Source organism: Rhodothermus bifroesti, from assembly GCF_017908595.1.
In the GTDB taxonomy this organism is placed as follows: domain Bacteria; phylum Bacteroidota; class Rhodothermia; order Rhodothermales; family Rhodothermaceae; genus Rhodothermus; species Rhodothermus bifroesti.
In genome coordinates, this window is the sequence record NZ_JAGKTL010000002.1 from 95,963 (window position 1) to 119,693 (window position 23,731).

Genomic DNA, 23,731 nt, shown 5'->3' on the forward strand with positions numbered 1-23,731 from the left:
TATGGATTCACCAACCCGTGAGGGAGCCATGCGTTACTTATCCTATCGTATCACTGGTGCTGGTCTTTTGTTCTGGCTTTTAGCTAGCATGGCTCAAGCCCAGATGCCTACTTGGGAAGTGGTCGCAACCACACCCTCCCCTGGAGCAACAAACGTAGCCGCGCAGACTACCGTTTCGTTTACGTTTTCGCTCCCTTTGTCTTTACCCCAGGTTGATACGTTGCCTTTCGATGTATCTGTTGCACCTTGCACCGCCCTCCGCATTGCTGGTGCTTCCCCTTGCAGCCAGAGGCCCCAAAGCACGTTGAGTGAGGATGGCCGCACGCTTTTGTTTGCGGTCGAGCATCTGGCGCGAACGACCTATACCTGGAGTGTACCAGAAATTGTGGCAACCGAGACCGATCTGACGTTTCGCCTGTTCTTCTTAACCTATGCCACTGCCGATGTATTGGCTGGTGCTACCGTGCAGGGTACGGTTCAGCTTGCAGGCTATACCGGTGGTCTAGCGCGCGTAGCATCGCCTCCTTTAACGCTTTCACCGCTTGGCCAGAGGCTGCGCGCTTGGGTACGGCCCCAGCTTGTGGGTTTAGCGTTGCCCTCACTTTTGGATCCGCTGGTTCAACGGGTTCATGACTCTGTGGCCACTAAGCAGTCGGCAGCGAGCTTTGAGCAGATGAATCCTGAAGGGATGGTGGTTGTGCTGGTGGATGCTTATGGCAATGTGGCTGGAGGCGCTACAGTAGCTTTGGATGGCACGTTCGCGATTGCACATGTACCCGAGGGTCGCTATGCGCTCGAAGGGCTGTTGCTCCATTATAATCGCCAAAGCGGTACCTTACGGCTGGGCTATGCGATGTTGGATGCCGATCAGGATGGCGAGGCCGATTCCATTCAGGTGAGCGGTGAAAACATATCTGGGCTTATTTTGACCGGTTCTGGCCTGGAACTGACCCGCATTACAGCAGCAGCGCAGCAGGCCGCAGCCGACCAGATGGCAGCGATAGTGCTGGAAGGTACAGCTACGCTCAGCGGTATCGCTGCGGCTTCGGTACCCTTGATAGAGGGGATGCCCGATGGCAAAGCGCTGCTGTGGGTATATCTCTACGGGAGCAGTGATGCAGATCCACAGGTCCTTGCGTTGGTTCAAGGCTCATCAGGAACATTGCTTCCATTGCTCTTGGGCTCGGCCTCGCAGCTTGGCCTTCCGGTGCCGCTGCCGCCGCTGCCTACGCCTTTTGTCGATAGCGACGTAGCCGTTGCAGCAGCAGAAGCAAGTGGGGGAGCTGACTTTCGGCTTGCCGTTAGTAATGCAGTGCTCGTCGCCATGCTGGCCGGGCTGTTTGCCCCCCTGGCGAATCAGCCCGAATTTGTCTATGAAGACCCGGCGCTTCCGGTCTGGACAATCGCCTATCTGCAGCTGGATTACTGGATCGACACACTTGAAGTCCCTATCATGGCCAAAACACTTGAAGAAGTTGGGCAAGTCTACTACGTGCACTTGCAGCAAGGAACGGTCCTAGGAAGTCGTTCCATGATGCGCGAGCGGGCCACAAGCGTTACGCCGCTACCAAGCGGGTCTCCTGAGGCATGGTCGCTGGAGCCTAACTATCCTAATCCGTTTCGAACAGCGACCGTGATTCCTTTCCGGTTAGCTGAAAGTAGCGCGGTGGTGCTGGAGGTCATCAATCCTTTAGGACAGCGGGTGACGACGCTGCTTGAAGGCACGTTGCCTGCGGGACGTTATGAGGTCCGTTGGGAAGCGGGGCATCAAGCGGCTGGTTTGTATCTGGTGCGCTTGCGGGCAGGTGCTTACCAGAAAACCCAGCTCATGGTGTTGCAACGATAAGCCTATCTGGGCGTTAACGCGATGCGAAGGGCGATCCTGCCAAGAAGGGGATCGCCTTTCGTATCTTTAAAGGCCTGGTTTAAAAGTCCCATCATGAACAGCTACTTGGAGGTAACCTATCGGCTACGGGTCCCGTTGGAGGTGCAGGGGACCTTTGCGCGTGCTGTGCTCTTGGAACAGACTGTTGAAACCCCGGAAGAGGTAGCCTTGCGGGTGCCTCGGGTGCGCCATGAACTTATGGGCGAGATTGTTGCCCTAGAGCCTCAGGAAGATGGTAGTGCTCGGTTGGTGCTGCACTTGCCCACACTGACTGCTGCCATCGATCCGGCCCAGTTTCTGAATGTGCTTTTTGGCAACGTTTCGCTGCACGATGAGGTAGAGTTGGAAGATTTTGAGTTGCCTCCGGAGATGCAGCATCGGTTTCCCGGGCCGCGATGGGGTATTGCTGGAGTGCGTAAGCTACTTGGCGTTGAGGATCGACCGCTAACGGCTTCGGCAATCAAGCCCGTAGGACTTTCTGTAGAGGAGCTTGTGGCGTTGTGCCGCAGCCTTGCCGAAGGTGGCATTGATCTAATAAAGGACGATCACTACTGGGCTGATCATCCATTTGCACCCTTTGAGCAGCGTGTGCGCCGCTGCCATGAAGCAGTGGCCGAGGTTGCAGCCCGCACGGGGCGGCGCATTCTTTATGCGCCCAGTTTGTCGGGTACGCCTTCTGAAGTGTTGCGCCAAGCTGAGCAAGCCCAGGCATGGGGCGTAGAAGCGGTGCTTATCGCACCGATGTTGCTGGGGCTTCCGTTCTTCTACGAGCTAGTCACGCGCCATCTTTCGGTACCTGTGATGGCCCATCCGAGCTTTGGCGGTGCCGGACGCATCCGTCCGGAGGCGCTTCTGGGCAAAGTGTTCCGACTCTATGGAGCAGACATGATCATCTTTCCCAGTTTTGGCGGCCGCTTTAGCTATAGTCGGGCAACCTGTCGGGCGCTGGCCGATCGGATGCGGAGTCGCTGGGGGTCTTACCTTCCTGCACTGCCGGTTCCTGCCGGCGGAATGCAGGTGGAGCGCGCGCGCGAGCTGGTAGAGTTTTTTGGTCGTGACGTGATGCTACTCATTGGGGGCAGCTTGCTGCGGGCTTTGCCTGGAGCAGAGTTGACGGCGCGCACGCGCGCTTTGGTCGACAGCGTGCTTGAAGCAACGGCCGCGTTGCCTTAGTCTAGCTGTCGCAAGGCGCGAGGGTAGGGGCTAAGCGTTTCGGCGCCGTTTTCTGTAACAAGCACATCGTCTTCGATGCGGGCCCCACCCCGGCCCGTCAGATAAATGCCAGGCTCGACCGTAAAGACCATACCAGGGCGTAGCGGGACCGTGTTGTCGGACCGCAGATAAGGCGGTTCGTGGACTTCCAAGCCTAGCCCATGTCCGGTACGGTGCACAAAGTAAGGACCATAACCTGCTTGCGTAATCACCTGACGTGCGGCTTCATCGATGGTCCTCGCCGGGACATTAGGCGCAACCCGAGCGCGAGCAGCCTCGTTAGCCGCCAGTACGATTTCGGTAATCCGCATAAGCTCGCTTTCGACCGAGCCGATAGCAAACATGCGGGTCAGGTCGGCACAGTACCCTTCGACGCGTGCACCCCAGTCGATCAAAATCAGCGCAGGCGGCTTGAGCGGTCGGTCGCCGGGTACCGCATGCGGATTGGCACTAGAAGGGCCAAAAGCTACAATCGGAGAAAAGGGAAGTTCGGGGTCGCTACCGGCACGCAAAAGTTGTAGCGTAAGCTCTGCGGCTACTTCACGTTCGGTAATGTCGGGTCGGATAACTGGCAACGTAGCCTCCAGGGCTTGCCAGGCCACGGCCAGCGCGCGGCGTATGGCTGCCACTTCCGCCGCATCTTTTTGCGCCCGTAACTGGGCCAGCACAGCCTCGGCAGGCAAAAGGCGCACCTCAAGGGCTGCTTGCTCAAGAAGCTGCAACTCTAAAAAACGGAACCATTGCGGCTCCACTCCAATGCGAGCGCGCGCTAAGCGACAAGCCTGCAGAGCTGCTTGTACCGCTTTAGGCCAATCGGCAGGATTTTCGCCATAAGGGAATGCCTCTACGGTAAAAGGGAGGAGGGAAAGTTTTCCAGCCTCTAATTCGGGCAGCACCAACGCTGGATTCCCATTTGCTGGAAAGATCCCTAGTACGGGACGCTCCGAAAGGTGCACGTGCAATCCAGTTAGGTACGTCAGGCTAGGGCTTGCATTGAGCACAACAGCATCGAGGGTGTGTGCCGCAAGCAGGGCCTGCAAGCGCTGAAGTCGAACGTTTAGGGTCATTGCGAGTCTCAATGGGTAGGCCGTCTTAAAAATAACCTGGACTTCGAAAGGTCGCCACCGCTTTTTTAGCGTTTCTCTGAAGTTTAAGAAGGAGGATTTTTTAGGGATTCACGAACTCTGGAGCAATTTATCCGTATTTTGTTTGTTACGTAAAGTGAACGTGTTTTGCTTGCAGGCATGCAGGGATTTCATGCGCTGGGACTAAATCACGAGACGGCACCGGTAGCTGTTCGTGAAGCGTTTGCGCTTTCGGATGCAGACAAACGTGCCCTGTACGCACAGTGGTTGGCAGCAAGTTCGGGCGAGCTGGTGCTGATTTCGACCTGTAATCGGACAGAAGCTTACGTATTCGGTACTGCCTCTGAGGTCGCGTTAGCACGCACGCTCCTGAGTCAACATGCAGGTCAATGCTGGCCTGAAGAAGCAAGCTTTCACGTTCAAGATGAAGCAGCGCTCCGCCATGTGTTGGAGGTGACTTGTGGCCTGCGCTCGCAGGTTTTAGGGGATGCACAGATTTTTCATCAGGTTAAGGCGGACTATCGGCTGGCCGTAGAAGCTGGTGTAGTCGGCACGGTGATGCACCGGCTACTGCACAGTGCATTCCGGGCAGCTAAGCGCGTTGCTGCCGAGACGGCACTGCACCGAGGCACGGTGTCGGTCGCAGGCGCTGCAATCCAAACGGTGCATCGCTATTTTGCTCGGCGTGGGCACCCTAAGTTGCAGGGATTGCGTGTGCTGGTGTTAGGGGCTGGTGAGATGGCACGCCTGGCGTTGGAGGCCCTTCGGGCTTTGGCGCCTGCGCAGCTGTTGCTCGCCAACCGGACGCAAGTCCGTGCCGAAGCGCTGGCGCAGCCTGGAGAACAGGTCGTCCCGTGGCCTCAGCGATACCAAGCCCTGGCCCAGGTAGACCTGGTCATTGTGGCCACCAGTGCTCCTGCGCCGGTGTTGGTGGCCGATGCGCTTCCCCCTCGGTGCCAAGATCATCCTTTACTGCTCGTGGATTTAGCCCTTCCGCGCAACGTTGATCCAGCCATTGACCACCTTCCTGGTCATCACGTGCTGGACCTGGACGCGCTCAAAGCCCAACAGGCTGCGGTTGAAAAGCGTCGCCAGGAGGCTGCCCAGCAAGCACGTCAAATTTGCCAGGAAGTATTGCATGAGTTTGTAACCTGGTACTTTCACCAGCAAGCGCTCCAACCGGCCATTCAAGCCCTCCGCGATGCCTTTGAAACCATTCGCCGACAAGAGATTGAACGTCACCACCGGCGGTTTTCGGAAATCGACCGTGCCGAGCTGGACCGGCTGACGCGTTCGATCATGCAAAAACTCCTGGCTATTCCGGTTGTGCGGCTCAAAAGCATTGATCCCGAAAGCATTGATTTCGTGCGGGGCATTCAGCTGCTGGCCCAGCTTTTTGCTCGTCCGGCTTGTGAGGAAGACCTAACAGCCGTTTCGCTGCCAGATCCCTCCCGTCTTCTGGAACGCTTACGCGTGCAGGGCACCTGCCCGGTTACTGGATTTTCAAGCATTTTGACCGAGCGTTTGCCTGAGGGTGATGCTTGAGCTTACAGTAAGGCTGGGGACGCGGGGTAGTCTGCTCGCCCGCCAGCAGGCGCTTTCGATCTGTGCTTTTCTGGAAGCCCAAGGGGTTCGAGTGCAAGTGGTCATTATCCAAACCACAGGCGATCAGATACAAGAAGTGCCGCTGGCACAAATGGGTAGCAAAGGACTGTTTACTAAGGAGCTGGATCAGGCATTGCTGGAAGGCCGCATCGACCTGGCTGTTCACTCTTTGAAAGATCTCCCCACCGAGCTACCCAAAGGACTGGTGCTGGCCGCTATACCTGAGCGGGCCTCGCCTTGGGATGTATTTGTGGCACATCCGTCGTTTAGCGGCACCTTAGCCGACTTGCCAACAGGGGCTGTGCTGGCTACCTCGTCGCTTAGAAGGCAAGCGCAGTTGCGGGCTTGGCGCGCTGATGTGCAGGTTGTATCGGTCCGTGGTAACGTCGATACGCGTTTGCGTAGGCTTCAGGAAAAGGGCTGGCATGGACTGATTCTAGCGGAGGCTGGACTAATGCGCTTGGGACGATCCGAGGTGATCCGAGAGCGGGTGCCTCCAGAAGTTATGCTGCCTGCTGTAGGGCAAGGCGCTTTGGGGGTGGTGTGTAACGCCGACAACGAGCGGGTATGCCGGCTGCTTGAAGCTATGCATCATCCTCCTACGGCGGCAGCCGTACGCGCGGAGCGTGCGTTTTTGCGTGCCCTTGAAGGGGGGTGCCAGGTCCCCGTGGCCGCGTTGGGTAAGGTCGAAGGGTCAGCACTGGTACTGCGCGGGCGTGTGGTGTCGCTGGATGGGCGTTGGGTCATAGAAGGAAGTCGCCAGGGATCGATAGCGGCTCCAGAAGCCCTGGGGGAAGCCCTGGCCGCTGAGCTGCTTACCAAAGGAGCGCGTGCAATCCTGGAAGAGATTCGAGGGGCGGCACCAGGGCAAAACGCAGAAGACTGAGCACATGGGCAGCGTAGTATTTTTGCTACGAACGGAAGCGGACGCTGAGGACCCTTTTGCCGCTGTGCTCCATGCGGCTGGATACCAACCCTTTGTGCTTGGGGTACAGGAGGTGGTATGGGTTGATCCAGAACAACTGCAGCGAGTGCTTGCGCATCCGGAAGCCTACGGTGGATTGATCCTGACCAGCCCTCGCGCGGTCGAAGCAGTGCGCCGATTAGGCCAGCTGCTTGAAGCCTGGCGCACGCACCCTGTCTATGCTGTGGGTCCCCGTACAGCCGAAGCGGCGCGGGCGTTAGGTTTACGCCCCTGTGGACAAGAAAGCGGTACAGGGATCAACTTGGCCCACTTTATCCTGACGCAGCCGCGACCCAAACGCCCACTGCTGTTTCTCTGTGGAGCACGGCGAAGCGAGGAACTACCAGTGCTGCTGCGTCAGCAGGGCATACCTTTGGAAGAATGCGTTGTTTACGATACGCGTCCAATCATACCCGACGTGCCCACAGCGGCTCCCCTACCTGACTGGGTAGTACTGTTCAGCCCTTCGGCCTGGGAAAGTGCGCGCCAGCTAAGTCTAGACTGGTCCAGAGTGCGCATCGCTGCTATTGGTCCAACCACAGCCCAAGCGCTAAGGCAGCAACAGGTGCGTGTGGATGCCGTAGCGGCTAAGCCAACGCCTGAAGGCCTGCTCCAGGCCCTTTCGGCTGTATCGGTCTAGAGGTTTGCCATGTGGTTACAACGCATCATCACGCTTAAGCCGCGTCCACGCGGCTTCCACCTGATTACCGACGAAGTACTGGCACAGCTTCCCGAGCTCCGATCAGTACGCATCGGCTTGCTGCATGTGTTTATTCAGCACACTTCGGCCAGCTTAACGCTCAACGAAAACGCTAGTCCAGAAGTGCGGGCCGACTTTGAGCGGTATTTTAGCCGCGCTGTACCCGATGGTGCTCCTTATTTTGCCCATACCCTTGAAGGCCCCGATGACATGCCAGCGCACATCAAAGCTTCGCTGCTCGGTAGCAGTCTCCTACTGCCGGTGCGCGACGGCCGACTGGCCGTAGGCACCTGGCAGGGCATTTACCTCTGCGAACATCGCCACAATGGCGGTGCCCGCCGACTGGTACTGACGCTTTGGGGTGAGCCCTAAAAATCCTTACAGGTAAGCATCCAACCGATGGGTTTGCAGGTATTCGACAATGTTTTTTACCTGCTGGGTGCTTTCCAGATGGCAAATCAGCAGGGCATCCTCAGTGTCGATAACGGCCGTGTCATGGATGCCTACCAGTACCACCAGGCGCCGTTCTGCATCGACGTAATTGCGGCTGGCATTGTGCACAATGACGTGGCCCTGGAGGGCATTGCCCAAGGCGTCTTTTTCGCTTAGGTCGTAGACGGCCCGCCAATCACCTACATCGTTCCACTCGAAGTTGCCAGGCACAACCCACACGTTTTCGGCCCTTTCCATGACGCCATAGTCAATGGAAATGCTGGGACAAACCTGGTAGGCTTCTTCGAGCAGATGCGGCTCTTTAGGGGTACCCAAAGCTTGCCGAAGCGGTTCAAAGGCTTCGTAAAGATCGGGTAAGTAACGTTGGATGGCGTTCAGAATGGTATCCGCACGCCAAATGAACATGCCACTGTTCCAGAGAAAATCGCCCGAGTCTAAGAAGCGCTCGGCCGTGGCTAGGTCAGGCTTTTCCGCAAAGGTACGTACGCGGTAGGGGCGGGGCTCATCGAACAAGTGTTCGGTTGAGCCTTCAAATTGAATATAACCATAACCTGTGGCAGGGTAAGTCGGATTCAAGCCTATGGTAACCAGAGCGCCAGGCTGGCGGGCTTTTTCAATAGCTACCTGGAGTGTCTGATGGAAGGCGCGCACATTACGAATGACATGATCAGCCGGAAGCACCACCATGAGCGCTTCAGGATCCCGGGACAGGAGTTTCAAAGCTGCGTACGTAATGCAAGGTGCCGTATTGCGCCCTAAGGGTTCGGCCAAGATATTCTCTAAAGGCAAGGCAGGCAGTTGCTCTTGGGTTTTATCGACGTAGCGTCGATGCGTGACGATGTAGCAATGTTCAAGAGGAATCAAGCCTTGCAGGCGGGCCACTGTATTTTGCAGCAGGGTGGCTTCGCCAAAAACTTTTAAAAATTGCTTGGGATGGCTCATGCGGCTTTTGGGCCAAAAGCGGCTGCCAATGCCGCCTGCCATAATTACAGCATAAAGCATAGGTTTATGGCCAAGGGTTAGGTTAGATGAACACGCCGTGATGCGCAAACATCTGGCTCTGGTTGCCTGGAAAAAGGCATACTGCTAAAAGATACGGCATAGAGCTTGTTAAAAGGCAAGAAGGCAGGAAAAGAACGTATGAGCACGCGTGCCGTTTGGTTTGCTCGAAATGCGCAGGCAGAAGCCTTAGAGCGTTCCGGCCGCAAGCAAGAAGCGCTGGCCCTCTACGAGGCCAATGCGCAGGAGGGGTGTGACTTGAGCTTTACGTATGAGCGGCTAGGAGTACTCTATGAAGAACAAGGAGCATTGGAAAAAGCTTTAGCAGCGTTTGAGAAGGCGCGGCAGATTGAGCGTAAGCGAGGGCCAAGCCGAAGGTTAGTTCGACTGGAGCGCCACATAGGATCTCTGCAGCAGCGCATGCAGGAAACGCCGCCCCGAAGCAAGCCTTTGGAAGGCCGATCGGCTGTAGAAGGCAAGGGGTCCAGTAGACCAGTTGGTGCCGTCGCAGAAAAGCGCAGTGGGTGCTTAGGTATATTTATCGTGGGCCTCTGGTTGGGATGGAAGCTGTGGGGATAAGCGGCAAAAATTTCTCCTTGTAGGCAAGAAAACGATGAAAAGCTGCCTAAAACCGCCTTGAACGCTGAGAAGGCTTCATTCAGGGTGCTCCTACACCGTAATTTTCGCTAAAGCTGCACATGCATCAGGCTAAAAGCTAAGTTGCTCGTTTACTATTGGCGCATGCGAGGACCCTTGTTTGCGCTTTTCTTAGGACGCGTCTAAACCCAGAGAGCAAGTGCAATGAAGCTGGCAATTATTGGAACAGGCTACGTTGGTCTTGTGACCGGGACATGCTTTGCCGAAATGGGCAACGAGGTGGTTTGCGTTGATATCGATGCCCAAAAAGTTGATAAGCTAAAAAACGGGAAGCTTCCTATTTTTGAGCCTGGCCTAGAGATCTTTTATGAGCGTAACCGCCGAGAAGGGCGTCTGCATTTTACCACTTCTTTGGAAGAAGCCTTGCCGGAAAGTGAAGTGATTTTTTTGGCGCTTCCCACGCCGCCTGGAGAAGATGGCTCCGCTGATCTATCGTACGTGCTTGGTGTAGCCCAGCAGATTGCCGCTTGGATGGCCGCACATCCTGAAGCGGGCTACAAAATTATTGTCAACAAAAGCACGGTGCCTGTGGGAACGGCTGACCGCGTGCGAGAAATTTTTGAATCCTATGGTCTGAGGGCAAGTGAGCAGTTTGACGTCGTTTCCAATCCTGAATTTTTGCGCGAAGGCGTGGCTGTAGAGGATTTTATGAAGCCCGAGCGCGTGATTATCGGTACGCGGAGTCCACGGGCAGCAGAAGTGATGACGCTGCTCTACGAACCGTTCGTCCGCCAAGGAAACCCTATTCTTGTCATGGACGAGCGGAGTTCGGAGATGACGAAATACGCGGCTAATGCGTTTCTAGCCACCAAGATTACCTTCATGAACGAGATAGCCAACCTATGCGAGCGTGTGGGCGCCAATGTCGACGATGTGCGTCGTGGCATTGGGCTCGACAGCCGTATCGGCAAGCAGTTTCTCTATGCAGGCATAGGCTTTGGCGGTAGCTGCTTCCCGAAAGACGTTAAGGCCTTGGCCCATACCGCTGCTTCGCACGGATATCACTTTCAGATTCTCCAAGCAGTACTGGAAGTGAACGAACGTCAGCGTCGGGTTTTGGTCGAGCGCGTGGCGCACTACTTTAATCAGCAGCTTCAGGGGCGGCGGCTGGCCATCTGGGGATTGGCCTTTAAGCCGAATACCGACGATGTGCGTGAAGCGCCGGCGCACGTTATTATTCGTGGACTTCTTGACTACGGCGCTGAGCTGAGCGTTTTTGATCCTGAGGCAATGGAAAACACCCGGGCCGTTTTTGGCGATGCAATTCGTTATGCTTCTGGAATGTATGAGGCCCTTGAAGGTGCCGAGGCGCTTTTGATCTGTACGGAGTGGAACGAGTTTCGACGCCCAGACTTTCAACGCATGCGCCAGCTTTTGGCTCGGCCGCTGATTTTTGATGGGCGCAATCTCTATCACCCGGAGCGGATGGCCCAAATGGGTTTTGAATACTACTCGATTGGCCGGCCACACTATCCGCCTCACGTAAACCCAAGCCTAGACCTACTGGAAAATATCACCGACGGAAAAGTAGACGCATGAGTCGTTCACCCCGTACGCTGATTACTGGAGGGGCCGGATTTATCGGCTCGCACCTATGCGAACGGCTGCTGGCCGAAGGCCACGAAGTGATCTGCATGGATAACTTCATCACCGGCTCTCCAGATAATATTGCGCACCTGATCGGTCATGAGCGGTTCCATTTTATTCACCACGATGTGACGAACTTTATCTATGTGGAGGGGCCCCTCGACTACGTGCTGCACTTTGCCAGTCCAGCCTCGCCCGTAGATTACCTCAAGTATCCGATCCAGACGCTCAAAGTAGGGGCCTTAGGAACACATAAGGCACTGGGACTGGCCAAAGCCAAAGGTGCACGCTTTCTGCTGGCCTCGACCAGTGAGGTTTACGGCGATCCGCTGATTCACCCCCAACCGGAGACCTACTGGGGAAACGTCAATCCGGTTGGATTGCGAGGCGTGTATGATGAGGCCAAACGTTTTGCCGAAGCGATGACCATGGCCTATCATCGCTACCATGGTGTTGACGTACGCATTGTGCGCATTTTTAATACCTATGGCCCGCGCATGCGGCTCGACGATGGGCGGGCACTGCCAACGTTTATGACCCAGGCGCTTAAAGGTGAGCCGCTCACAGTGTATGGCGACGGAAGCCAAACGCGATCGTTTCAATACATTGACGACTTGGTTGAGGGCATCTATCGCCTTTTGATGAGTGACTATGTGGGGCCAGTAAACATTGGGAATCCCGAAGAAATCTCGATTCTGGAATTTGCCAAAGAAATCATTGAACTAACGGGCAGCAACAGCGAGATCATCTTTAAACCCCTTCCGGCCGACGATCCTAAGATTCGTCAGCCCGATATTACGTTAGCGCGTCAGGTGCTAGGATGGGAACCTAAAGTCAGCCGACGCGAAGGATTGCGACGGACATTAGCGTACTTCAAACAACGCTTGGGTGTTGCCACAACAGTTGGGTAAACCTATGGGCTGTCAAGGCAGGCTATTATGGAGACCTTGGGATGGCAGGCTTGGGTTACGCTTGCCGCTATCATTGCGATGGTGGTGGCCTTGGTGCGTGAGGTGGCGCGCCCGGATCTCATCTTTTTGGGTACGCTTGGACTTTTGCTGCTCTCCGGCGTGTTGACGCCCAAGGAAGCTTTCGCTGGCTTTTCCAATGAGGCTGTACTGACGGTAGCTGCGCTGTTTGTAGTGGCTGCGGGTTTACAACGCACCGAGGCGCTGGCTTTTCTGGATCGCTTACTCTTTCCCCGCAAACCCACTGTAGGGCGAACCATTCTCCGGATGGGTTCGCTGGTAGCAGCGCTTTCGGGCTTTTTAAACAATACACCCATCGTCGCCATGCTCATGCCGCGTGTGCAGCGGTGGGCCGAGCGGCATGATATTGCTCCCTCAAAGCTGCTTATCCCCCTTTCGTACGTCACTGTTGCTGGGGGCATGATCACACTGATTGGCACCTCGACCAACCTGGTCGTTTCGGGTTTGTTGATGCAGGCCGGACTGCCCGGACTGCGCTTGTTTGATTTGACATGGGTGGGGTTACCCGTAGCTGTGGTGGTTGTACTCTTTTTAGGGCTTTTCGGTCATCGCCTGCTCCCCAATCGAAAGCGAGACAGGGTGCCGTTTGACGAAGGACTGCGCGAGTGCCTTTTTGAGCTGCGTGTGACGCCTGGAGGACGCTTAGAAGGTAAAACGATCGAGGAAGCAGGTTTGCGTGCTTTGGGGGAAGCTTACCTGGTGCATATTCGCCGAAGTGGCCGCGTTATTCCGGCTGCCCCTGAGCAAGTGCTTCAGGGCGGCGACATTTTGGTGTTTGTTGGCGCTGCCCAGATGATCGATCGGCTGTTGGAGCGGGAAGGACTGGAACGCGCCCTAGCTTCGGTTGAGGAAAATCCCAAGCAGGCACTTCCCCTTTTTGAGGCCGTAGTGGCGCCCTCTTCAAACCTGGTAGGGAAAACGCTCCGGGAGGTGCAGTTTCGAGAACACTATGGTGGGGTAGTCCTAGGGATTCAGCGCCAGGGTCAGCGTATTATGGGTTCGCTGGGACGCATCCCGATCCAAGCCGGGGATTTGCTTTTGATTGAAGCCCGAAACGGATTTGATCGGCGCTGGAATGCCCGTCGGGACGAGTTTTACCTGGTGGCTCCTCGGCGCGGTGAGCGCCCGCGTCCGCGTCCACGGCATGCCCCGGTTGCGCTAGCTGTCTTTGTCGGAATGGTGCTCCTGGCTGGCGTCTTTGGAGTTCCTCTGGTTACAGCTGCATTTACGGCAGCCTTAGGAATGATTGCGACGCGTTGCCTCTCCGGTAGTGAAGCCCGTCAAGCTTTGGATATGCAGGTGCTGGTGGTCATTGCTGCAGCGTTAGGGCTTGGTCAGGCCGTTAGCCGCTCAGGCTTGGCCGATTTTGTAGGCCATGGCCTGGTGGTGTTGACCGCCAGTTTGGGTCCGCTTGCTGCCGTAGGAGGCATTTTGCTGGCAACTATGCTCCTTACCGAACTACTGGCCAACAATGCAGCTGCTGCCTTGATGGTACCTATTGCCCTTTCCGTGGCCGGCGAGTTAGGACTCGAGCCGCGAATGCTGGCCATCGTGGTTGCCATAGGAGCTTCAGCAGGTTTTATGACCCCCTTTGGCTACCAGACCAACCTTATGGTCATGTCGGCAGGGGGATATCGCTTTATGGACTACGTTAAGGCCGGAGCTCCAGTCTCCATGCTGGTCTTCCTGGTCAGCTTGATCATCATCGCTTTACGATGGCTATAAAACCCATGCATTAACCTAAGTGAGGAGACATGCCTACAGTAACGCTCATTGAACCCCATGGAGGGACGCTCTGCGAACTGATTGTCCCGAAGTCTCGGCAAGAAGTACTAAAAGAAAAAGCACTTACGCTGCCTTCGCTGACGCTTACACCCCGCCAGCTCTGCGACCTGGAGTTGCTACTCAATGGGGGTTTTTCGCCACTGCGTGGCTTTTTAACCCGAGGGGATTACGATCGGGTTGTTGAAGAGATGCGGCTTCAAAACGGACTGCTGTGGCCTATTCCAGTAACGCTGGACGTTTCGGAAGCCGTAGCCCGTACGCTTAATCCTGGCGATGAAGTAGCCTTGCGTGATCCAACTGGCTTGCTACTGGCTGTCTTACACGTTGAAGACGTCTGGAAACCTGACAAGTTGCGAGAAGCCCAGCAGGTCTTTGGCACCACAAGCACGGAACATCCAGCTGTAGCCTACCTGATGCACGAAGCGGGCGACTATTACGTGGGGGGGACGCTCGAAGGCGTGCAACTTCCGGTACATTACGATTTTAAGGAACTACGACATACCCCAGCACAGCTTCGGGCCATATTCGAAGCGCGGGGATGGGAACGGGTGGTGGCTTTCCAGACACGTAACCCCATGCACCGGGCACATAAGGAGCTGACCGATCGCGCAGCCGAAGAGGTCGGCGGCCACCTGCTCATCCATCCTGTTGTGGGCATGACCAAGCCTGGGGATATTGACTACTACACCCGCGTGCGCTGCTATCGCAAACTGCTCAAGTACTATCCCCAAGATCGGGCTATGCTCAGCCTCTTGCCCCTAGCCATGCGCATGGGTGGCCCACGTGAGGCCCTCTGGCACGCCATCATTCGGAAAAACTATGGCTGCACGCACCTAATCGTCGGTCGCGACCATGCCGGTCCAGGTGTCGATAGCAGCGGCAAGCCTTTCTATGGACCTTACGATGCACAAGAGCTCTTACAAGCCCATCAGGAAGAACTGGGTATTGGGGTGATTCCCTTCAAGATGATGGTCTACGTGCCCGACGAAGACCGCTATAAACCCATCGACGAGGTCCGAGAAGGAGAGCGCACGCTGGATATTTCTGGTACTGAATTGCGACGGCGTTTGACTTCAGGTGAAGATATCCCTGCGTGGTTCTCGTATCCTGAGGTGGTAGCCGAGCTGCGTCGTACCCATCCTCCACGCCATCAACAAGGCTTTACCGTATTTTTTACTGGTCTTTCCGGATCGGGCAAATCGACCATTGCCAACGCGCTCATGACGCGCCTATTGGAGCTAACGGGAAGGCCTGTTACGCTGCTTGATGGTGATGTGGTGCGTACGCACTTAAGCAAAGGCTTAGGCTTTTCTAAAGAGGATCGCTCTACTAATGTGCGGCGCATCGGCTACGTAGCCAGTGAAATCACCAAGCATCGGGGCATCGCAATTTGTGCGCCTATTGCACCCTACGAAGCCGATCGTCAGTACAACCGAAAGCTCATTAGCAGCTTCGGCGGGTATATTGAGGTATATGTAGATACGCCGATTGAGGTTTGCGAGCAGCGCGATGTTAAGGGGCTTTATGCAAAAGCCAGAGCAGGATTGATTACGGGCTTTACTGGCATTGACGACCCTTACGAGCCGCCCCGTAATCCTGAAATTATCTGCCGCACGGCCGAAGAGTCGGTCGAGCAGTGCGTTGAAAAAATCCTTGAGTACCTATATCGAGAAGGATACCTACGCAAAGAGGAAAACAACGCTTTGTAACGCAGCGCCCCGGCCCCAGGCCGGGGCTTTTTAATCACTGCCTGCGCGCAAACTCCTCGAAGCTCTGCTTTTGGTAAGCCCCAGAGCCAATGAAGCGTAGCACCTGAAGGAATGTGTCGGTAGGCACAAATCCAGGCACACGGGTGATATAGGTCCCGTCTGGCTCTAGGAAAACGGTGGTGGGGTATCCCGTTAGACCCAACGCCTGCGCCAGTTCAGCCTCTGTGAGCTCGTACCCTAAGAATTTGAGCTTGCGGGCAGTGTCTTCGCCGTTTAAGCGGGCAAACTCGAAGTGCGCTTTCAGGTAGCTCGCTACAGCCGAGTCGGTATACACCTCATGCTGCATGCGACGGCACCAAGGGCACCATGGTGCTGAAATATCGATAAGCACCCTTTTGCCGCTTTTGGCGGCAGCGGCCATGGCTTCCTCGACACGCTTCCAGCCAATAGGGGCCGTGATGGCAGGGTCGAAAAGCGAAGACTGAGCCTGAGCCGTTAGGAAAGGCAACAGCATTAGGCTCAGTAAGCCGAGGCATTTTACGTAGCGCATAGCAATTTTCGGTAAGCTTCTTGAAAACGGAGAGCCCCTTGGGCCCAGCTATGGGCTGCAAATGCTGTGCCCGTGTTGATGGCCAACTGACGCCGCAGCGCCACATCTTCAACCAGGCGCCTCATGGCTGCAGCAAGCGCATCAGCATTTCGGGGATCAACGATGCAGCCTACCTGATAGGTTTCCACCACACGGCGCAATTCTGGCAAGTTGCTGGCCAGTACAGGCACACCAGCAGCTAGGTATTCGAACAGCTTATTGGGCAACGACAGCCGCAGGTTGAGACATACATCTTCTAACAGGACTAACCCTACGTCGGCCGAAGCCGTAACGGATAGTAAAGCGTCTGGCAAAACAGGAGGAAGTACATGGACTCGGTCGGCCACGCCCAAAGCCAGGGCACGCTGGCGAATGACTGGCGCTAATGGACCGTCGCCTAAGTAGACCAGTACGGCACGGGGCACTTGAGGTAACACTTCGAGCGGAAGCAAACAGCCCCGACCAGGTCGAAGATTCCCCTGAAACAAAAAGAGCACGACCTGATCCGGAAGTTGCAACCGGCGCCGCAGGGAAACTTCAGGGTCAGGACGAGCCGCCTCAGCAGGGGCATTATGCAAAACAAGCGGTGGCGCAATGCCATAATCGCGCACCAAGTGGATAGCCAAGCCTTCGCTTACCGTAAGCACTAGATCGACTTGCCGGATGTAATGGGCTTCAAGCGCACGCCAAAACCTTTGGGCCCAAGGACGACCTATCGTGCCCGGTGTATATGGATAACGCTCACGCGCATCAAAAACCAGCCGGCCTTGATGTTGGCGAGCCACTTTAGCTAAGGCGGGAAGCACAAACAGATCACTGGCATGGTACACGCGGGCACGACAGGCACGCACGGCCTGAAATACGGCGCGATGCGCTTTCCAAAAAAAACGCGGTCCCCGACCTGGGGGCAGCGGCAAGGGATAGTAATGAGCTTGCGTACGCAAATCGATAGGCAGCTCGGCTGGTGGAGCTACCGCATAAACCTCAACGTGCAAACCCATCGCTACCAAAGCCCTCAGCTGCCGCAGCGCCCGACTGTTGTGCGGCACTGACCCAATGAGGGCAAAGCATACGTCACAGCCCACCATGCACCACTATTTACTAAAAATCACTAAAGCCTCTAGAAAATAGCACTTTCCCCCAACATAAAAAATAAAACCCGGCCCTAAAGCCGGGTTTATACCCCGAGTAGAGCATACTACTCAGTTTTGATAACTATACCGCCTGATTGTCGGTTTATTCGTTATGGCCTGCTCCGGTTTTGGTCGAGCCCGTCCCATTATTACTCCCATTATTACTGGTGTATTCATTATGGCCTGCTCCGGTTTTGGTCGAGCCCGTCCCATTATTACTCCCATTACTTCCTCCACTTTCTGCAGATACGACAGGACCCGTTAGGGCATCGGCACTGCAGCCGCTGAGCGTGAGCGAACCGGTCATCATCAGGGTCGGAACGGCTAACAGTGCTAGGAGCTTCAGAAACTTTTTCATGGCACACGCACATTTAGGATCATGTGGATAAGAGCGCATGCCCAAAAACCCAGAATCAGAAGGTAAGAACAGGTCCATATCGGCGCATGGAGCATAAGATCTATGACAGAAGATTGGACCTCCAAAGAGAGAAGAAACTAACTTGAGAGCGGGTTATTTGGATGAATCCTCTATCCTATTTGGAATAGCTCTATAACCCCTTGAGTTCACTTTTGACTTTCCCGATACTTGTATACACTTGCGCAACGCTCAAGCTCACATGACGCCTACGACTGCACGGTGTGGACTGCTGGGATGGGGAAAGCTGCTCGGACGCAGCTTCAGCTTATGGATGCTCTTAACCTTTTCCGGGAGTGTGGGGACGCTCTATGCCCAGGAGGGACTATATCAACTGCATGCTGGCTTTCCGCTACACCTGGTGCATTATGGCCCAGAGACGTACGGGCAGTTCCCGCAAAATTGGGCAGTGGTACAGGATCACCGTGGCGTGATCTACGTGGCCAACTATGATGGCATTCTGGAATTCGACGGTGTGCGCTGGCGCTTACTGCCAGTCTTGTCTCGCACGGTGGTACGCTCGTTAGACGTGGACGCTTCCGGAAGGCTTTATGTGGGCGCACAGGGGGAGTTTGGCTATGTGTGGACCGATTCTTTAGGCACGCTGCGGTACACTTCGCTGGTGCAAGCTATTGCCGACTCAGTAGACCGTGACTTTTGGGACGTCTGGAGCGTGCGGGTTACGCCAGAGGGCGTGTACTTTCAGACGCATAAGCGGCTTTTTCTGTGGGATGGGAGTGCGCTCCGCGTCTGGCGTGCCTCCACCCGCTTTCATACGGCTTTTGCAGTACGGGGACGGTTTTATGTGCGGCAAGACAGCATTGGGCTGCAGACCATCAAGCAGGGTAGACTACACCTGGTGCCTAGGGGTGAGCACTTTGCCCATCGGCGTATTTATGCCATGATGCCTTACGGTACCGATCAAATTTTGATTGCAACGCGCGAAGATGGGCTTTGGCTGTATGATGGACAAACGTTGCAGCCCTTTCCAAGCGAGGCCGACCCCTTGCTTCGGTCCTATCCGCTCTACCACGGCTGTGCTATGCCTGGAGGATTTTATGCGCTCGCTACACTAGGGGGAGGAGTAGTAGTGATCGACCGACAAGGACGGCTCATGCAGGTTATTAACGAAACAGCGGGCCTTCCAGATGGCTGGGTAAACTATGTGTATACCGATCGTCAAGGAAGCCTATGGATGGCGCTGAACAGTCGTGGCCTTGCCCGTGCCGACGCAGTGCCCTATCTGTCGGTGTTCGATAAACGACTAGGGCTAGAGGGGTTTATGTATCAAATTACGTATAAGGACGATACTTTATATGCTGCCACAAGTACAGGGCTCTTTTATCGTCCGATGCATCAACGGAGGTTTGAGAAGATAGACGGTATTGGGTCTCAAGTTTTTGGTATTCTGTATATTGGTGATCAAATGATTATAGCCACAGGAGAGGGTTTAAGGACTTACAAAAGACCTTCCTTATTAAGGAAAATATCTTCAGGCTTGACCTATTCATTAAGTGATTTGAATCATTTTATTGCAGTAGGCTCAAGTAGTGGGTTACTTATTTTTAGATATAATTCTGATACTAGCTTTTGGTATAGCGACCTTATAAAAAAAATTTCTTTACGTAGAGAAGTACTCAGAGTTGTTCAGGAAAATCATACCCTTTGGCTAAGTTTGCGAGGGGGGCGGGTGGCCCAGCTGCAGTTTCCACAGGGATGGGAAAGTGAGCCCATTATTACAGAGTATGGGCTGGAAGATGGGCTGCCGGGAAGCGAAGTGCAGCTGGCTTTGTTGGGTGAGAGGGTGCTTTTTTTTACCAAAGAGGGGATTTTTCGCTTTAATCCAGATCAAAAGCCGGCTTTTCAGCCTTACGAAGCGTTGATGGCTCCAGGGCATGAGGGTCATGAAGAACTACTTGCCTTGGTTGTGGATTTTGAGCGGAAGGTCTGGCTTGTTTTTCCAACGCACGTTGACATTGCACGGCTGCAGCCGGACGGCAGCTATCGTTTTGAGACGCCTTTGGTGCTGCATTACCCTTCATGGGGGTGGCCGGTACAGATTTTTGTAGATCGCGAAGGGATTGTCTGGATTGGCAACCGAGATCAGCTGATTCGCTATGATCCACGTTTGCCCCTCCCAGAAGGAGTAGCGCTTGAACCGCCGTCGGTACTTATTCGGCGCATTACTTCGGGCGACCGGGTGCTGTTTGGCGGAACCTTTGTGGGATCAGACGGGCGCCTTTCGGCACAGCCGCCGCCTGAGTTTGTGCTTGAAGTCCCTTATGCCTTTAACGATCTGCATTTTGAATTTGCGCTACCTAGTTTTATTCGAGCCGAAGAAAACCGGTATCAGTTTCGTCTGGAAGGAGTAGACGAAGGGTGGTCGGATTGGACAGCGGCTACGCAGCGGCTGTATCCCAATCTTTGGGAAGGGACGTATCGCTTTCATGTGCGGGCGCGCAACGCCTGGGGATTTACCACGCCAGTAGCCACTATTGTGATCCGGGTATTGCCCCCCTGGTACCGTACTTGGTGGGCCTATATGGCTTATGTGCTACTAACTGTTACCACCATCGGGCTAGCATGGCGGCACTACCGGGTGCAGCAGGCAGCCCAGCGGATTCAGCAGTCGTTGATTTCTGAAGATCGGATCAACTACCTCACGTGGCGTGTGCAGGAGCTCAGTCGCCAGCTTAGAGATGCCAACGCGGCCAAGGAGACGTTGCTTTCAACCACTTCGCACGAGCTGCGCACGCCGCTTTCGTCTATTCTGGGATTTGCTGCTGTGCTAAAAGAGGAAACCGATAAGCCCCATCACCACGAATTTTTAGAATTGATCGAAGAAAGTGGGCAGCGCTTACTAGAAACAATCAATGCCATTTTAGATTTGGCTCAGCTCCGTGCAGGAGCCATGATGCTGCATCGGGTGCCCGTCGACGTAGGAGAAAAGGTGCAGGAAGTGCATCGGCTCATGAGCGCCCTGGCCCAAAAGAAAGGGTTAACCTTTACCGTAAAGCTGCCAGAGACGCCTGTGTACGCGATGCTGGATCCCAAAGCGCTAGAACGCGTGCTCATTAACTTGGTCAGTAATGCGATCAAGTTTACAGAAGCTGGATCGGTAGAGATTGTCGTTGATGCTTCACCAACCCAGGTAGCCATTGCGGTGCGGGATACCGGTGTTGGCATTGCAGAGGAATTTATGCCGCACCTGTTTGAGGAGTTTCGCCAAGAGTCGTCAGGATTGGATCGGGCGTATGAAGGCAGCGGATTGGGTTTGGCCATTGTGGCCCAGTTAGTGCGGCTGATGGAAGGTACGGTGACGGTGCAGAGTAAAAAAGGTGAAGGTAGTACGTTTACGGTAACGTTTGCCCGGGTAGCAGTGCCTACAACGCAATCGGATCCCAAAGCGCGCGCGTACATTTCAACCTCATGAGTGTATTCCGAAGCGTGCAGGCATGGGGGCGACTTTTAGGGCGCCTGCCGAAGCTGCTCTATATTGCGCTGCGCTATACCATAGCGACCAATCGGCAAGCGCGGCGCTTGCCATCGGAGGCTCAGCCGTTGTTTCGGGCGCAGCGGCAGCAGGAAGGATGCCGCTTTTTGTGCCGGATCATGGGGTTGGAGGTGGACGCCTCCAATGCGGCACTGCCGACGGGTACGCCCGGACTTTTGGTGGCCAATCACTTGGGCGCCTTAGATCCAATTGTTCTGGCTACGTGCTGGCCAGTAGCGTTTGTCGGCAAGGCAGAGCTGAGGCGGTGGCCATTGATTGGTTGGCTTTGCCGTAGCTACGGTGTGTTGTTTGTCGCCCGTGAGCGCCGGACGCAATCAGCCCATTTTGTGCAACAAGTGCGGGCGCGGTTGCAGGCCGGAGTGCCCGTGTTGGTTTTCCCAGAGGGAACTACCAGCAGGGGGGATGCGGTGCAGCCGTTTAAAACGGGCGCATTTGAGGCGGTTGCCGGTATGCCTCAAAGTTGGGTTTTACCGGTAAGCCTTTGCATCCAGGAAGTCGACGGCAAACCGGCTTCAGGCAGGGAACGCCAATGGCTAGCTTGGCATGCGCAGGTGTCGTTTGTGCGGCATTTAAGTCGTTGGCTGCGCCTTCGTCGGGCTCGGCTCCAGGTGCGCGTAGGTCGGCCTATTTCTACCCTTCATAAAACGCGTAAACAGCTGGCACAGGAAGCCTTTGAAGTGGTACAAGGATTGTATGAGGCAATGCTTAAGGCAACGGTTGATACAGCTGGGCCGATGCAAAAAATTCCTGCTTCAACGGCGAAACAATCCGCTTCAGCTGCGGTCTCTGAAAGCAGTTCATCCGAACGTTGGGGTAATAGCTAAATATGGCCAGTAGGGCAGGTCGGCGTATTCTTTGGATCGTCAGCGCCTTGGGGTTGCTGCTTGTGGGACTATTGGGTGGAGGGTTATGGACTACATGGCGCATGCAGCGCTATCAAGTTCCGGCTGAGCCGGTCCGCATCGTGGAGCGTGTGCAGCTGGGAGGCGGTGAGACGGTAGGTGCGGTGACGTTGCCAGGGCGAAACGGTGCGCAGATAACCGTAGATCCCGTGGTGCTCAATCAGGTGTTTCGAGAGGTAGCCCAGCGCGTAACGCCTGCGGTGGTCTACATCGAAGTGCGCGTTGGGCGCGCTGGAGGAGAAAAGTGGTTACGGCAAATGGATCCGAATCAGGAGCCATTTTTCCAGGAGTTTACACCACGCCAAAGCGTAGGCAGTGGCGTACTGGTTAGCCGGGATGGATACATTGTGACCAACTATCATGTAGTCCAGAACGCTGCGGAAATTCTGGTCACCCTAGCCGACAAGCGACAATATCAGGGCCGGTTGATCGGATTTGATCGCTCCACAGACCTGGCAGTACTAAAGATCACGCCACGCTCAGGCGAAACTTTTCCGGTTGTTGCTTTTGGAAATTCAGACGAGCTGCAAGTGGGCGAATGGGTGCTGGCCATCGGTAATCCGTTTCGGCTGACCTCTACAGTCACGGCAGGGATTGTGAGTGCGCTGGGGCGACAGGTGAACATTATCGAAGATTTTTTCCGCGTAGAAGATTTTATCCAGACCGACGCCGCGATTAATCCAGGCAATTCAGGAGGGGCATTGGTCAATCTACGCGGCGAGCTGGTCGGTATCAACACAGCTATTGCTACCGAAAGTGGGGCCTATGAAGGTTACGGCTTTGCCGTGCCGGTTAATCTGGTAGCCCGTGTTGTGGAAGATCTGATTGCCTATGGGGAAGTGCAGCGTGGCTATTTAGGCGTATCGATTCAGGAAATCGATGCGCGCCAGGCGCGTCTTCTGGGATTGCCCGGCGTGCAGGGCGTGTTGATTACCGAAGTGCGCAAAGGCAGTGCAGCCGACCAGGCCGGATTGCAAAGTGGTGATGTGGTACTAGCTGTCAATGGGCGCGCGGTCAACGCACCCAATGAGCTGCAAAGCGTGGTGGCACGCTATCGTCCAGGAGATCGGATTGATTTAGAAGTGTGGCGTAATGCGCAGCGCCTGCATTTGCAGGCCCAGCTTATGGGCAGAGAGACCTCGGCCTATCAAGAGTGGTTCAGCGAGCTGACCCAGCAGGCTCCAGCGCTTCCGGAATCACCTCAAGAGCCAGCACCTGACAGTGTGTTTAACTTGGAAAACTGGGGCTTGGGACTGCGCGATCTGAGTGATCAGGAGTATAAGACCTTTAAGGTGAACTCGGGCGTTTATATAGCTTACGTAGCTCGGGGTAGTGTGGCTGATGAAGCAGGTTTGCCACGTGATGTGGTGATCCTGCAAATCGAAGGTTTTGAGGTTGCTGCACTGGAGGATGTGCTGGCTTTGCTCGAAGAATTCGAGGCGACCGAAGCCGTACTCTTTCGGGTAAAGAAACGCGATGGTACGATTGCCTTTTACGAGGTGCTTGTACCCGAACCTATATCGGTTCAGCGCTAAGAGCCTTCTGGAT

General features: G+C 55.2%; 19 protein-coding genes. 14 read left to right on the forward strand and 5 right to left on the reverse strand.

Annotated elements, in window-relative coordinates; translation table 11 throughout:
• Position 1: 1 nt before the first annotated feature.
• The gene (locus J8E65_RS04125) at positions 2-1,846 is read left to right on the forward strand and encodes a T9SS type A sorting domain-containing protein (RefSeq protein WP_210374148.1); all 1,845 of its coding nucleotides are present in this window, start codon (positions 2-4) and stop codon (positions 1,844-1,846) included.
• 93 nt (positions 1,847-1,939) lie between these two features.
• A complete protein-coding gene (locus J8E65_RS04130) occupies positions 1,940-3,058 on the forward strand; it encodes a RuBisCO large subunit C-terminal-like domain-containing protein (protein WP_210374149.1) in 1,119 nt (372 codons plus the stop codon).
• Here the strand turns inward: J8E65_RS04130 and J8E65_RS04135 are convergent.
• Entirely contained in the window at positions 3,055-4,164 is a 1,110-nt protein-coding gene (locus J8E65_RS04135) for a M24 family metallopeptidase (protein WP_210374150.1), read from the reverse strand. The genes J8E65_RS04130 and J8E65_RS04135 overlap by 4 nt on opposite strands.
• A gap of 177 nt (positions 4,165-4,341) precedes the next feature.
• Here J8E65_RS04135 and hemA point away from each other — a divergent pair, with 177 nt between their 5' ends.
• The 4 genes from hemA to J8E65_RS04155 are packed head-to-tail and all read left to right on the forward strand — an operon-like array spanning position 4,342 to position 7,823.
• Positions 4,342-5,727, forward strand: coding sequence for a glutamyl-tRNA reductase (gene hemA, locus J8E65_RS04140; protein WP_210374151.1), 1,386 nt, complete (start codon positions 4,342-4,344; stop codon positions 5,725-5,727).
• On the forward strand, positions 5,720-6,673 hold the full coding sequence (gene hemC / locus J8E65_RS04145; protein ID WP_210374152.1) for a hydroxymethylbilane synthase: 954 nt from the start codon (positions 5,720-5,722) through the stop codon (positions 6,671-6,673). The genes hemA and hemC overlap by 8 nt, the downstream gene beginning before the upstream one ends.
• 4 nt (positions 6,674-6,677) lie before the next feature.
• Positions 6,678-7,391, forward strand: coding sequence for a uroporphyrinogen-III synthase (locus tag J8E65_RS04150; RefSeq protein ID WP_210374153.1), 714 nt, complete (start codon positions 6,678-6,680; stop codon positions 7,389-7,391).
• 9 nt (positions 7,392-7,400) lie between these two features.
• The gene (locus J8E65_RS04155; RefSeq protein ID WP_210374154.1) at positions 7,401-7,823 is read left to right on the forward strand and encodes a secondary thiamine-phosphate synthase enzyme YjbQ; all 423 of its coding nucleotides are present in this window, start codon (positions 7,401-7,403) and stop codon (positions 7,821-7,823) included.
• Between the two features lie 6 nt (positions 7,824-7,829).
• Here the strand turns inward: J8E65_RS04155 and J8E65_RS04160 are convergent, their stop codons facing one another.
• Entirely contained in the window at positions 7,830-8,906 is a 1,077-nt protein-coding gene (locus J8E65_RS04160) for a mannose-1-phosphate guanylyltransferase (protein ID WP_210374155.1), read from the reverse strand.
• A gap of 138 nt (positions 8,907-9,044) precedes the next feature.
• Between J8E65_RS04160 and J8E65_RS04165 the strand changes: the two genes are divergently transcribed.
• From J8E65_RS04165 to J8E65_RS04185, 5 genes are all read left to right on the forward strand, one after another.
• Positions 9,045-9,482, forward strand: a complete 438-nt coding sequence (locus tag J8E65_RS04165; RefSeq protein ID WP_210374156.1) for a tetratricopeptide repeat protein — start codon at positions 9,045-9,047, stop codon at positions 9,480-9,482.
• Between the two features lie 222 nt (positions 9,483-9,704).
• Entirely contained in the window at positions 9,705-11,099 is a 1,395-nt protein-coding gene (locus J8E65_RS04170) for a UDP-glucose dehydrogenase family protein (RefSeq protein WP_210374157.1), read from the forward strand.
• Positions 11,096-12,058 carry a UDP-glucuronic acid decarboxylase family protein gene (locus J8E65_RS04175; RefSeq protein WP_210374158.1) on the forward strand — a complete coding sequence of 321 codons (963 nt, stop codon included), beginning with the start codon at positions 11,096-11,098 and terminating at the stop codon, positions 12,056-12,058. Before J8E65_RS04170 ends, J8E65_RS04175 begins: the two co-directional genes overlap by 4 nt.
• Before the next feature lie 27 nt (positions 12,059-12,085).
• Positions 12,086-13,861 carry an SLC13 family permease gene (locus J8E65_RS04180; protein WP_210374159.1) on the forward strand — a complete coding sequence of 592 codons (1,776 nt, stop codon included), beginning with the start codon at positions 12,086-12,088 and terminating at the stop codon, positions 13,859-13,861.
• A gap of 29 nt (positions 13,862-13,890) precedes the next feature.
• Positions 13,891-15,630 (forward strand): bifunctional sulfate adenylyltransferase/adenylylsulfate kinase, encoded by a 1,740-nt coding sequence (locus tag J8E65_RS04185; protein WP_210374160.1) that lies wholly within the window; start codon positions 13,891-13,893, stop codon positions 15,628-15,630.
• A 34-nt stretch (positions 15,631-15,664) separates the two neighbouring features.
• On the opposite strand, the gene J8E65_RS04190 is transcribed toward J8E65_RS04185, so the two are convergent.
• From J8E65_RS04190 to J8E65_RS04200, 3 genes are all read right to left on the reverse strand, one after another.
• Positions 15,665-16,180 carry a thioredoxin family protein gene (locus J8E65_RS04190; protein WP_210374161.1) on the reverse strand — a complete coding sequence of 172 codons (516 nt, stop codon included), beginning with the start codon at positions 16,178-16,180 and terminating at the stop codon, positions 15,665-15,667.
• Positions 16,168-17,307, reverse strand: coding sequence for a glycosyltransferase (locus J8E65_RS04195; RefSeq protein WP_210374162.1), 1,140 nt, complete (start codon positions 17,305-17,307; stop codon positions 16,168-16,170). Before J8E65_RS04195 ends, J8E65_RS04190 begins: the two co-directional genes overlap by 13 nt.
• A 148-nt stretch (positions 17,308-17,455) precedes the next feature.
• Positions 17,456-17,662 carry a hypothetical protein gene (locus J8E65_RS04200; RefSeq protein ID WP_237181645.1) on the reverse strand — a complete coding sequence of 69 codons (207 nt, stop codon included), beginning with the start codon at positions 17,660-17,662 and terminating at the stop codon, positions 17,456-17,458.
• Positions 17,663-17,969: 307 nt separating this feature from the next.
• Between J8E65_RS04200 and J8E65_RS04205 the strand changes: the two genes are divergently transcribed.
• The 3 genes from J8E65_RS04205 to J8E65_RS04215 are packed head-to-tail and all read left to right on the forward strand — an operon-like array spanning position 17,970 to position 23,718.
• A complete protein-coding gene (locus J8E65_RS04205) occupies positions 17,970-21,200 on the forward strand; it encodes a sensor histidine kinase (protein WP_237181646.1) in 3,231 nt (1,076 codons plus the stop codon).
• Positions 21,197-22,105 carry a lysophospholipid acyltransferase family protein gene (locus tag J8E65_RS04210; protein ID WP_210374163.1) on the forward strand — a complete coding sequence of 303 codons (909 nt, stop codon included), beginning with the start codon at positions 21,197-21,199 and terminating at the stop codon, positions 22,103-22,105. The genes J8E65_RS04205 and J8E65_RS04210 overlap by 4 nt, the downstream gene beginning before the upstream one ends.
• 2 nt (positions 22,106-22,107) lie before the next feature.
• On the forward strand, positions 22,108-23,718 hold the full coding sequence (locus tag J8E65_RS04215; protein WP_210374164.1) for a Do family serine endopeptidase: 1,611 nt from the start codon (positions 22,108-22,110) through the stop codon (positions 23,716-23,718).
• Positions 23,719-23,731 lie beyond the last annotated feature (13 nt).